Source organism: Pseudocolwellia agarivorans, assembly GCF_002000085.1.
In the GTDB taxonomy this organism is placed as follows: Bacteria; Pseudomonadota; Gammaproteobacteria; order Enterobacterales; family Alteromonadaceae; genus Pseudocolwellia; species Pseudocolwellia agarivorans.
The window spans coordinates 1-11,995 of the sequence record NZ_MUZU01000025.1 but is presented as its reverse complement, the minus strand read 5'-3'; the positions used below and the strand labels follow the sequence as shown (position 1 = coordinate 11,995).

Sequence of the window (11,995 nt, the reverse complement as noted above, 5' to 3'; positions counted from 1 at the left end):
TGCGTTTATTACTACCGTCTTTTACTTTGAACTTTTGTATTTAAGTTTAGATTTATCAGGCATATAACAAGCAATTCAACGGGACTTTTACAGCTGGCTGTGCTCGTCCCTCGCAAATTTTAGCCAGCAATAAAAGCCCATTAATTGGGCGTTATATGCAATTAATGTAGTAGGGTGCTTTAGCTAAAAATACGGTTATTAACTTTTACTTTTTTATGTGCTGCTACGTGTTTCGCTATTATAGTTTTCCAATAGTCACTAATAAGCTTTGCCTTTTTAAAGAGACTTTTGTGGCAAAGCTATTATTTCGTTCTGGCATTTGTGGGTAGCTCAATTTATAGTGTGGCTATTACTACCGTCTTTTACTTCTAACTTATGTATTTAAGTTCAGGTTTATCAGGCATATAACAAGCAATTTAACGGGACTTTTACAGCTGGCTGTGCTCGTTCCTCGCAAATTTTAGCCAGCAGTAAAAGCCCATTAATTGGGCGTTATATGCAATTCATGAAGTAGGGTGGTTTAGCTAAAAATGTTTTTATCAAAGGTGCTTTTGTAAACGCTGCTACGAGTTTCGCTATTATAGTTTTTCAATGACCACTAATAAGCTTTGTTGTTTTTATTACTACGTAATGTAACAAACCTATTATTTCGTTCTGGCATTTGTGGGTAGCTCAATTTATAGTGTGTTTATTACTACCGTCTTTTACTTCTGGCTTTTGTATTTTAGTTCAGGTTTATCAGGCATATAACAAGCAATTCAACGGGACTTTTACAGCTGGCTGTGCTCGTCCCTCGCAATTTTAGCCAGCAATAAAAGCCCATTAATTGGGCGTTATGTGTCTGCTAATAGTTGTTTATTATTTTTAGCTAAAAGGGAACTTTACAATGCTAACTTCTGTATTCGTTACTTTCCGTTTTCGCTATTCTAACTTGATCAATAGTCACTAATAGGCTTTGCCTTGCTAAAGAACTTTTGTGGCAAAGCCATTATTTTTTACTTAGCTTGGTGGGTAGCTCAAATTAAGGTTTAGCTAAAAATACGGGTGTTTACTTTGAACTTTACTACTTGTAGTCTAAGTTTATCAAGCACATAACAAGGCATTGCAAAGGACTAAAAACAGCTGGCCGTTGCTCGTGCCTCGCTATTTTGGCCATCAATTTTTAGCCTCTGAATGAGGCGTTATATGCACTCAAATAGTATGGCTGGTTTAGCTAAAAATGTTGTGATCAATCTTACTTTTGTAAACGCTGCTACGAGTTTCGCTATTATAGTTGTTCACTAGTCACTAATAAGCTTTGTTGTTTTTATTACTTCGTAATGTAACAAAGCTATTATTTCGTACTGGCATTTGTAGGTAGCTCAATTTATAGTGCGGTTATTACTACCACCTTTTACTTTGGACTTGTGTATTTAAGTTTATGTTTATCAGGCATATAACAAGCAATTCAACGGGACTTTTACAGCTGGCTGTGCTCGTCCCTCGCAAATTATAGCCAGCAATAAAAGCCCATTAATTGGGCGTTATATTTCATGGATGATCAATGCGTATATTTCTATTCTTACTTCTAATTACTATTTCTTTTTATTCTAATGCCAATGCTATTTGGCCGTTTGTGATAATGAATGCCACTTCTTTTGCTTGGTGGGCAATTTTAATTGGTTTAATGATTGAGTTTTTGTTTGTGCAAAGACTTTTTAAAATTCCTCCCAAAAAGGCAATCAAAGCTACTATCTTCGCTAATTTGGCTTCTGCAGTACTCGGAATAGTTTTTGTTGGATTGTTTAAAGTAGTTCCTGGTTTGTATTTTTTTCTTATATTTGGTTTAGGACGATTAGGAATAATTGCTTGGATTTTAGTTTTTATTTTCACATGCTTATTTAATGTTCTTATTGAAGGCATGGTTTATAAACGGGGCTTTAAATTATATACAAAGCTCAGTAAAAAACTGTTTTGGAGTTTCCTTTTAGCAAATGCAATCACAATCAGTGTCGCGATATTTAGTTTAGTAATACAAGCTATGGCAAAATGAAATATAACAAGCTAATTAATAAGGACAAAAAACAGTTTGCTGTTTTCGTCCCTCAACATTTTAGCAAACAATTTTTTGCCCATTATTAGGGCGTTAGATTACCAAGGATGTATAAGTGTCCCCCGAAGAAATTGAGTTATATAAAGATATCATTAAAATTGGAATCCCTGCCGTAGTAGGTCTTTCCGCAGGACTTATTCCATATATGATCGAGCGTCGTAAAATATCAGCGCAACGATATATGGAAAATGAAAAAGGAAGACGTGAATTAATTTTAAGTTTTTCTGAAGCCTTATCAAAAAATATAGGCAGTTCTACTTCTTATATAGCTTATTTATTATCTTCAGATTTTAACTGCAGCAAAGATATGGCAGAAAAAATTTCAGAGTCATCTGTAAAAATGCAAGAGAGTGAAATTGATCGTACAAGAGCTAAAGCATTATCAGGTATTATCGGAAATAATTTGGTGACTGATGCCTTGTTAGAATATGACAAATGCATTAGTAAGGTAATTTCATTTATTATTGACCCCAAATGCAGTGATAAAAATGAAAGGAACAGCCTTATTGAAAAAATGAAGCTAAGTGAAAAAGAATTTTTACATGCATTAGGTAAGCTTTTATAAATGGTAATCTAACAAGCTGTTAAACAAGGACAAAATACAGTTGGCTTTTTGTTCACTCCGTTCACCTATTTTAGCCAACTTTATTTTGCCTGTTAACAGGGCGTTAGGGATATATGAATAATCGGCTCAGCACTTCGGAAAAAGGATTATATCGTCGAGTTGATGAAATCCTATTTTATCTTTGGGATCCAATTGGTGTTTGCGACATACCGATGGCTCGTGATGAATATCAATCCTATTTACCTCAAGTTTTTAAATTGCTAATCAACGATTCAAAAGATCATGAGGTTTCAGCATATTTAATTAAAGTAGAATCAGGCTCAATGGGAATGTCAGCAAATAGTAAAAAAGCACTTGAAGTTGCTCGCTTACTCATTGAAACTAAAGAAGCTTTGTTGGGGTAATATCCCTAACAAGTCGTTAAAGCAGGACAAAAAACAGTTGGCTTTTGCTCCTTCGTCGCTTATTTTAGCCAACAATTTTTTGCCTCTTAACGAGGCGTTAGGTACCAAGGAGAGTCTGGTGAAGTGGTTTGAACCAAAGGGATATTCTAGTTGGAGATATCAAAATTCCAAATTCGGTATAAGGAAAAAAACAACTGCTTTAGTGCTAAGTGTGATTATTACTTTTTTGTATGTTATTAATGTTATTGAGTTTTTCGATAAAGACGAAATGGAAGCCATATATTACTTATTATTTATATTTTCCTCTTTTTTATATAAGCCAGTATATTACTGGATTAATGAGTATATTTATTTCCATAAAGGCTCGATAGAAATAGGTGAAACAAGCCTTTATCAACGGTCTTTTAAAGATAGTAGAAGACATGCTGATATTTATTTAACTGATATAAAGTCTTTTAAATTTAACTTGGTAGAGTATGGTAAATATTCTTTTTATGATTGTCATGTTGTTTTACAGCCAATGAGATCTACATTATTGAGTGAGTTTCATTTTGGTGTTGATATTATTTACTTTAATGAACATAAAGCCAATATTACTTCTAAATTAACCTATAGACCAACAGCCAAAGAATCTTTGTCAGCATCTATTAGTGATTAGTACCTAACAAGAACTTCAAACGGAAAAAATACAGTTGGCTGTTTTCACTCCGTTCAACATTTTAGCCAACTATATTTTTCCGCTTAAGTAGGCGTTATATGCAATTCATGTAGTAGGGTGCTTTAGCTAATATTTTGGTTATTAACTTTTACTTTTGTAAACGCTGCTACGAGTTTCGCTATTTTAGTTCTTCAATAGTCACTAATAAGCTTTGCCTATTTAAAAGACTTTGTTGGCAAAGCTATTATTTCGTTCTGGCATTTGTAGGTAGCTCAATTTATAGTGCGTTTATTACTACCGTCTTTTACTTTGAATTTTTGTATTTAAGTTCTGATTTATCAGGCATATAACAAGTAATTCAACGGGACTTTTACAGCTGGCTGTGCTCGTTCCTCGCAAATTTTAGCCAGCAGTAAAAGCCCATTAATTGGGCGTTAGGTTTTAGTTAATTAAATCACTTAAGGAGTATATTTATGAAGTTTACACAAGAGCATGGAAACGAGATTGTTGATATTTTAAAAGATTTATCAATAATGCCTAAAAAAGCTAAAAGCGAACCAATGAATGATGTTTATGATGCTATTTATTTACTTAAAGAGCATCTCGCTGAGGATTTAGTTGCTGAAATGTGGCCTGAAGATATCGGCACCGATAATGATGCAGACGAAGATTATGTCAATTACATGAATGCCTTTAGTAATTTCACGAAGGGTAAAATGGCTTTTGATGATATTTCTTCAAAATTAAATGGTAATAATGTTGAAATAACTTTTAAATCTAATTCTAAAGAGTACAAGTGGACTTTCGAACAACATTCAGACAGCTTCAGTACCGAGTTTGTTGATTTGTTATTTGAACACTCTAAAATTTCAGGTGATAGCCAATTCATTGACCTTAAAAGTGAAGACATGTTTGAGTTTGCATATGTACCAAAACAAGTAGCGGAGTTTATATCAAAATTTCAGTAATCCATGTCAGTTTTAAATAAGTTTCAAACCTAACAAGTTGCTCAATCGGACACGTACAGTTTGCCCGCGCTTCGCGCAGTCTAGCAAACGTGTCCTTAGCCGCTTAGCAAAGCGTTATATGCACTCAAATAGTATTGTTTGTTTAGCTAAAAATGTTTTTACCAAAAGTACTTTTGTAAACGCTGCTACTAGTTTCGCTATTATCGTTTTCCAATAGTCACTAATAAGCTTTGCCTTGTTAAAGAGCCTTTTGTGGCAAAGCTATTATTTCGTTCTGGCATTTGTGGGTAGCTCAATTTATAGTGCGTTTATTACTACCGTCTTTTACTTTGAACTTCAGTAGTTAAGTTAAAGTTTATCAGGCATATAACAAGCAATTCAACGGGACTTTTACAGCTGGCTGTGCTCGTCCCTCGCAAATTATAGCCAGCAATAAAAGCCCATTAATTGGGCGTTAGCTATCTGTCGTAATCTGAGAGTGTGATGAATAACGAATATTATTGGTGGGATTTAGAAGAATCAACATTCAAAGGTGTTCTATATGACTCCATAAATATGTATTTCCTGCATGATCACCCCTATAAGAATTGGGAAGAGTTCTCAAAAGCAGATCCTCATATGGCATATGCACATTTAACCTATGTTAGGTTTGATGCACTAGAGCAACAATTCGTTGATCTAAGGGTTATCCCTCAAATGCTTGGAGCTAAAGAGGTGCCTTTAAAATCGTCAGTTCAAGATATAAATAGATATGATTGGCTAAAATCGATTGTAGATTTATCTCTATTTAGGTTTTCAAGTTTAAGAGATATTGCTTTTCATTTTGTAAATGAAGTTTTAGAGCTTAATCTTCCAGATTATAAACTGAACATAAAACAGTTAAAAAAAGTGCTCAAAGACAATTATCCAGAAATTCTAGATCACTTAAGAACATTAGATCAAACTGGGGTGCCACTGCGGCTGGATCGAAATGAAAGAGCGCATAAAGGTTTCTGTAATTTATACACAGAAGATGATCAAATGTTTAAAAATATGGCGTGGTCGGAATCTCACAATTCAGAAATACAAGGGTATGATTTAGTGGCTACTTATGAAAACTCTAGAGATAAAATTTATAGTATTGTGGTAAAAGAGGTGCAAGACGCTCTTCGTGCTTGTATTGAATTAGTAGACGAACTTTATTTATATTACCGAGATAAACATGATGAGCTATCTAAAAATTCTAGAAGTGGTGTTTCGGGACATTTTCATAGCTATCATAGAAAAGATAGCTAACAAGTCATTTCAGCAGGACAAAAAACAGCTGGTTTTTGCTCGTGCCTCGCTAATTTTAACCAGCTATTTTATTGCCTCTGAATGAGGCGTTATGTGTCAGTGCTAATTCTTAAAATTATTCGTTGTTAAAGCGTGATTAAGAATTTAAAGTAGGGCGCAATTAAATGGTATTAAACTTTCAGGTTCAGGGATTGAATTAACGTTAAGTATTCTTTTCTTGGTTAATTCTTCAGGTTTAATTCTAAATGTTAACAAGTGTGTTATTTAACAGTATTGGTTATTAGCGTAACCGCGCAAGTTGGGTAACACATAACAAGAACATCAAACGGAAAAATTACAGTTGGCTTTTTCCGCTTCGCTTCAAATTTTAGCCAACTTTAATTTTCCGCTTATGTAAGCGTTATGTGTAAAGAATGCTTGGAAGTTGAGTTACTCCTTCCAACAACCCTCCGGTCGGGTTGCTACCTCCAGGATGACCGGCTTTAAACCCGAATCTGGTAGCAAAAGTCTGAATCGCCTCTCTCCCGATCCAATATGAGACTGAGGCATTGTTAAAGGAGTTGTCAATGACAAATACTAATTTAACGGGTTCAGCAAACTTGCATCTTAACTTAGGTGCTTTTGGTGTGTTATTTGGGGTTCTTGTAATCTCATTTCCACCTATTACTGCATTCGTGTTAGCAATAGGTGCATCTTGTGTCTTAGCTAAGTTGTAATGTTTAGGCGTGTATTCAGTTTGGCTGGCACGCCGCCCTTATTTTACACATAACAAGTTGCTTAAACGGACACAAACAGCTGGCTGTGTTCGCTTCGCTCTCGATTTTAGCCAGCTACAATTTGCCGCTTAAGGTGGCGTTATATGCAATTCATGTAGTAAGGTGGTTTAGCTAAGAATTTAGTTACTAACTTTTGCTTTTTTATGTGCTGCTACGAGTTTCGCTATTTTAGTTTTTCAATAGTCACTAATAAGCTTTGCCTATTTAAAAGACTTTTGTTGGCAAACCTATTATTTCGTTCTGGCATTTGTGGGTAGCTCAATTTATAGTGCGGTTATTACTACCGGCTTTTACTTCTAACTTATGTATTTAAGTTCAGGTTTATCAGGCATATAACAAGCAATTTAACGGGACTTTTACAGCTGGCTGTGCTCGTTCCTCGCAATTTTAGCCAGCAATAAAAGCCCATTAATTGGGCGTTATGTTTCAACCAATCCCTGAAGTTATGTACACCCCCTCAACGTTAGCGAAACTACAATATTGTTGTATTGTGTTTACTTAGCAACTATAATCATAAAGTACTTTAATTTTAGTACTATTTTTTGCCCCTTATCCGGGCGTTAGCTTTTAAGGATCTTGTTATGGCTAAAGTTAGACCTAACAGAATTAATAAAACGACAGAAGAAAAACAAGCATTTATTGCATCTTTTGCTGCTCTAGCTGCTATTTCACAAGGAATTAAAAAAGTACATGGCAGTAATAGTAAAACCTCACAGAGAGCTTCAAAATAAAATAGAGTCTACTGGCAGTTTAATAACGACAGCCATTGACGAATTTATAGAATATAAAAATAACTCTTGTACTTCTTCTGAAATTCCTACTCCCACTACATTTGAACAAAAAGAGTACCAAGGCGTACATGATACTTTTGGTAGGGATAGGCAGTTCTCAGCCCCTGATGAATGTAAGGCTTTAGATATACACCATGTACACGTATTCCAAGGTGGTTGTGATTGGGGTAGTAATGATGTGGTAGTCGCACAGTGGGATTGTACTAGTAATAGTTACTTAGTTTACTCCTACTTCTTATCAGCAAAACAAAACCATATTTTTTGTGTATTGGACTTTATCGTAGATAACGCCCACGATATCTACGAACAGCCTCAATTAGAACAAATAAATTATTGGGTAGATAACGCAAAAGACTTCAAATCCCAGTATGAAAATATTCTCTAGAAGTAAATAGAAACATAACAAGTCAATTAAAAGGATTCATTACAGTTTGTTCCAAACTGCATTCACCTCTTATTGAGGCGTTAGGCACATAGTTAAACTCTTCAGCACTCTGATAATATTTATAAGGAAGTAAAATGGAAGTTAACATCCAAAAAATAAATGGTAATTGGGATTTAGGGTATTCACTTGATAAACATGTATTACAAAGTATTTATCTAGGTGAAAATCAATGGGGGCACGCTGAATTCGATACAACTAGAAGTGAGGTTGGAGAAGCATTGTTTTTGCTAAAATATCGCTCTGACTATACAAAAATACCAGAAATTGCCAATCAAATATCTGAATCTCTATCACAATATTTCTCAACAGCGTGTTTAGTTATCCCAATGCCAGCTTCTAAACAACGAGCAAGGCAACCAGTTAGAGAAATAGCTTTAAAAGTCGCTGAAAACATGAAAATACCATGTCTAGAGAACTTACTAATAAAGAGTGTTAATACTCCGCAAATGAAAGATATTGATTCTAGAGAAGATAAAGTAAATACATTAGTGGAAGCATTTGCTATAAACGATGTCTTAGGTGATGGAGATTACGATATATTAATCGTAGATGATCTCTATGATACTGGTTCTTCACTAGAAGCCGCGACAAAAGTATTGAGAGAATACTCTAAAATAAGAAATATATATGTGGCTACTGCAACTAGGAAACGCTAATGCATAAAGTTTTTATATCAGGATCAATGAGAATAAAAAATATCCATCAAGAAGTATTAAAGCGAATTGACAATATTATTAATTCTCAATATCAGGTTTTAGTAGGTGATGCTGATGGTGTAGATAGTTCAATTCAGAATTACTTGCTACAAAATGGGGTTACTTCTGTTTCGGTTTATTGTGCAGGGGCACAACCAAGGAATAATCTAGGTCACTGGTCAACTAATAAAATTGAAACGAACCACTCGCCAGGCACAAGAGCCTTTTTCACGGCTAAAGATTTAGTTATGGCTGAAGATTGCGATTACGGGCTAATGATTTGGGATACTAAGAGTACGGGAACATTAAGTAATACATTAGAATTATTAAAGAGAAAAAAAAGCTCTTTAGTCTTTGTAAATAAAGAAAAGCTATTTGTAAAAGTAAAAAGTGTTGAGGATTTAGAGGTACTGGTATCGTATATGAGTGAATCTGCCTTACTCAAAGCTGATAAAAAGATTAGCTTACTTTCATCAATCGAAGCATTTAAAAATGAACAAACTAGCCTGTTTTAAATGTGCCTAACAAGACCTTTAAACGGACAAAAAACAGTTTGCTGTTTTTCGTTCCTCAAACATTTTAGCAAACCATTTTTTGCCGCTTAAGGTGGCGTTATGAAGCCATATGAACCGAGCGCAAGCGTTAGAGCAAATTATAACTTTCGGAGATAAGATTGAATTAGCTTATTCGGAATTAGCCAAATTTGAGTGGGATTCAGATATTGAACATTTCACTGTATCTAAAGAAGTTCTGATTAGCATTTTATCTAAATATTTAGCTAACGAAATTAACTCCGAAGAGCTTGAAGATTGGGCGAACTTTATAGAGTGTAGAGATGACACAGATTATGAGTCAGTTGAAGATTATATATACTCTTTAGCAAACCCTGTTCTAGTCGGTAACATTACAAAACCAAAAATAGAAAAAATGGTGGAGCTTCTAAAGGCTTCATAACAAGCGCTTTAAACGGAAAAAATACAGTTGGCTGTTTTCACTCCGTTCAACATTTTAGCCAACAATATTTTTCCGCTTAAGCGGGCGTTATATGCAAAATGAATCAATCAAGCATTTATGCACAATTAGAGTATTTAAGAGATCAATTTATCAATGGTAAATTGATGGTCAAATATTTTCACAAAATGTTTGGCTAGAGCCACATGAATTAGGTAATTTGGTTGTCATTATGTTGGCAACTAAAAAGCTATTTGTTTCTAAGAAATATTGTTTAGGATTAATCCAATCAAATGATGGGACAAATGAGCTTTTAAGCAATGAACAACTTTGGGAAATTGGCATCCCGTAAATTGCATATAACAAGTCGCTTAAGAGGGAAAATTTACAGTTGGCTGTTTTCACTCCGTTCAACATTATAGCCAACTATAAATTTCCCCTTAGCGGGGCGTTATGTGTCTTTCAAATTTTATTGTTAGCGCGTGTTGAAATAGTTTTATTAAGCTCCGAAGTTTTTCGTTTGCTGCTTACGAGTTTTCGCTAGATTAGCTTTGTGATTGTCACTAATAGGCTTTGCCTTTTATACCTTTTTCAAAGGTGGCAAATCCATTAGTTTATGCTTAATTTGGTGGTGCGCTCAAATTAGCGTATTGTGCAAAGCTAACGGTGTTTACTTCTAACTTCAGTGTTTAAAGGCAGAGTTCGGTAAACACATAACAAGGGTTTTCAAGTCGGACAAATTACAGTTGGCTTTTTGTTCACTTCGTTCACTATTTTAGCCAACTACAATTTGCCGCTTAAAACGGCGTTATGTGTCTTTCAGATTTTATTGTTAGCGCGAGCTAATAAAGTTTTATTAAGCCTCAAAGTTTTACGTGTGCTGCTTACTAGTTTTCGCTAGTTTAGCTTTGTGATAGTCACTAATAGGCTTTGCCTTTTATACCTTTTTCAAAGGTGGCAAATCCATTAGTTCGTACTTAATTTAGTGGTGCGCTCAAATTAGCGTATTGTGCAAAGCTAACGGTGTTTACTTGTACCTTTAGCGTTTAAAGGCAGAGTTTGGTAAACACATAACAAGGGTTTTCAAGTCGGACAAAAAACAGTTGGCTTTTGTTCACTTCGTTCACTATTTTAGCCAACAATTTTTTGCCGCTTAAAACGGCGTTATATTTTCATCAAATTATGGAGTTTAAATTATGGATGATTCAAAAACTGAAAATGTGTACTGGAGATTCTTAAAGTATTTAATTTCAATTTCTTTATCAATAGCATTGCTTGAACTGTCAGGTGTCGATGCAACAAAAGCAAATGTTTTTTCGTTCGATAAGTTTTCATTTGCAGTATTGATCTTACTTTCTATTTGTTTGTATTCATTTGATAACATGCTTAAAAGTATCGTAATTTGGTTTAACAAAAAACGGAAAATGAGCTTGAGTAATTAAAAATATAACAAGCAATTCAACGGGACTTTTACAGCTGGCTGTGCTCGTCCCTCGCTATTTTAGCCAGCAATAAAAGCCCATTAATTGGGCGTTATATGCAATTCATTTAGTAGGGTGGTTTAGCTAATAATTTAGTTGCTAACTTTTACTTTTTTATGTGCTGCCGCGAGTTTCGCTATTATAGTTTTCCAATAGTCACTAATAAGCTTTACCTTGTTAAAGACACTTTTGTGGTAAAGCTATTATTTCGTTCTGGCTTTTGTGGGTAGCTCAATTTATAGTGTGTTTATTGCTAACGCCTTTTACTTCTAACTTTTGTATTTTAGTTCAGGTTTATCAGGCATATAACAAGGCATTGCAAAGGACTAAAAACAGCTGGCCGTTGCTCGTGCCTCGCTATTTTGGCCAACATTTTTTAGCCTCTGAATGAGGCGTTAGAGGTAATCAAAGGTTATGCGTATATTTCAACTTTATTTAGTCATTTCGTCTTTGTTAATTTCGTTTATTGCAAATGGAAGCGAATCAGACAGTGAACTTGTTAAGCTTGAAACTAAAAGTCTTTGTACAGCTCTTGCCATGTTTAAAATGGATCAACGTCGTTGGCCAACTAATGAAGAAGGTCTAAATGTACTTACTTTTCCCTCATTAAATGACTACGGTGAATCAGGTAAGCCTTATCTCAACATTATTAAAAAAGATCCTTGGGGTAATGATTATATTTATACCCAAAGTAAAAAGCGTTTTACACTTGTCTCAATGGGTAAAGATGGTGTTTTAAACAGTCCAGATGATATTGCTCCAAACATTTGTTACCCTGATTGGGTTGAGTAAATTACCTCTAACAAGTCATTGCAGCAGGACAAATAACAGTTGGCTTTTGCTCCTTCGTCGCTATTTTAGCCAACAATTATTTGCCTCTGAATGAGGCGTTAT

Annotated in this window: 14 protein-coding genes; all 14 read left to right on the top strand. The window is 34.7% G+C overall.

Features of this window, described 5'->3' with window-relative positions:
- Positions 1 to 1,543: 1,543 nt before the first annotated feature.
- The 14 genes from B0X80_RS20015 to B0X80_RS19960 all read left to right on the top strand — a co-directional run bounded on the left by B0X80_RS20015 (position 1,544) and on the right by B0X80_RS19960 (position 11,893).
- A complete protein-coding gene (locus B0X80_RS20015) occupies positions 1,544 to 2,032 on the top strand; it encodes a hypothetical protein (protein WP_077343621.1) in 489 nt (162 codons plus the stop codon).
- 115 nt (positions 2,033 to 2,147) lie between these two features.
- A complete protein-coding gene (locus B0X80_RS20010; RefSeq protein WP_077343619.1) occupies positions 2,148 to 2,657 on the top strand; it encodes a hypothetical protein in 510 nt (169 codons plus the stop codon).
- Positions 2,658 to 2,770: 113 nt separating this feature from the next.
- Positions 2,771 to 3,061 carry a hypothetical protein gene (locus B0X80_RS20005; protein WP_077343617.1) on the top strand — a complete coding sequence of 97 codons (291 nt, stop codon included), beginning with the start codon at positions 2,771 to 2,773 and terminating at the stop codon, positions 3,059 to 3,061.
- Between the two features lie 118 nt (positions 3,062 to 3,179).
- Positions 3,180 to 3,719 carry a hypothetical protein gene (locus tag B0X80_RS20000; RefSeq protein ID WP_077343615.1) on the top strand — a complete coding sequence of 180 codons (540 nt, stop codon included), beginning with the start codon at positions 3,180 to 3,182 and terminating at the stop codon, positions 3,717 to 3,719.
- A gap of 473 nt (positions 3,720 to 4,192) precedes the next feature.
- Positions 4,193 to 4,687, top strand: a complete 495-nt coding sequence (locus tag B0X80_RS19995; protein ID WP_077343613.1) for a hypothetical protein — start codon at positions 4,193 to 4,195, stop codon at positions 4,685 to 4,687.
- Between the two features lie 483 nt (positions 4,688 to 5,170).
- The gene (locus B0X80_RS19990) at positions 5,171 to 5,962 is read left to right on the top strand and encodes a Cthe_2314 family HEPN domain-containing protein (RefSeq protein ID WP_077343611.1); all 792 of its coding nucleotides are present in this window, start codon (positions 5,171 to 5,173) and stop codon (positions 5,960 to 5,962) included.
- 566 nt (positions 5,963 to 6,528) lie between these two features.
- Positions 6,529 to 6,678, top strand: a complete 150-nt coding sequence (locus tag B0X80_RS20505) for a hypothetical protein (protein ID WP_175624004.1) — start codon at positions 6,529 to 6,531, stop codon at positions 6,676 to 6,678.
- A 641-nt stretch (positions 6,679 to 7,319) separates the two neighbouring features.
- Positions 7,320 to 7,469 carry a hypothetical protein gene (locus tag B0X80_RS20500; RefSeq protein ID WP_175624003.1) on the top strand — a complete coding sequence of 50 codons (150 nt, stop codon included), beginning with the start codon at positions 7,320 to 7,322 and terminating at the stop codon, positions 7,467 to 7,469.
- Positions 7,429 to 7,914, top strand: a complete 486-nt coding sequence (locus B0X80_RS19985; protein ID WP_077343609.1) for a type II toxin-antitoxin system YafO family toxin — start codon at positions 7,429 to 7,431, stop codon at positions 7,912 to 7,914. The genes B0X80_RS20500 and B0X80_RS19985 overlap by 41 nt, the downstream gene beginning before the upstream one ends.
- A gap of 134 nt (positions 7,915 to 8,048) precedes the next feature.
- Positions 8,049 to 8,630 (top strand): ComF family protein, encoded by a 582-nt coding sequence (locus tag B0X80_RS19980; RefSeq protein WP_077343606.1) that lies wholly within the window; start codon positions 8,049 to 8,051, stop codon positions 8,628 to 8,630.
- Positions 8,630 to 9,184 (top strand): hypothetical protein, encoded by a 555-nt coding sequence (locus B0X80_RS19975; RefSeq protein WP_077343604.1) that lies wholly within the window; start codon positions 8,630 to 8,632, stop codon positions 9,182 to 9,184. The genes B0X80_RS19980 and B0X80_RS19975 overlap by 1 nt, the downstream gene beginning before the upstream one ends.
- Before the next feature lie 109 nt (positions 9,185 to 9,293).
- Entirely contained in the window at positions 9,294 to 9,623 is a 330-nt protein-coding gene (locus tag B0X80_RS19970; protein WP_077343601.1) for a hypothetical protein, read from the top strand.
- A 1,193-nt stretch (positions 9,624 to 10,816) separates the two neighbouring features.
- Positions 10,817 to 11,062 carry a hypothetical protein gene (locus B0X80_RS20495; protein WP_077343599.1) on the top strand — a complete coding sequence of 82 codons (246 nt, stop codon included), beginning with the start codon at positions 10,817 to 10,819 and terminating at the stop codon, positions 11,060 to 11,062.
- A 453-nt stretch (positions 11,063 to 11,515) separates the two neighbouring features.
- On the top strand, positions 11,516 to 11,893 hold the full coding sequence (locus tag B0X80_RS19960) for a type II secretion system protein GspG (protein WP_077343596.1): 378 nt from the start codon (positions 11,516 to 11,518) through the stop codon (positions 11,891 to 11,893).
- Positions 11,894 to 11,995 lie beyond the last annotated feature (102 nt).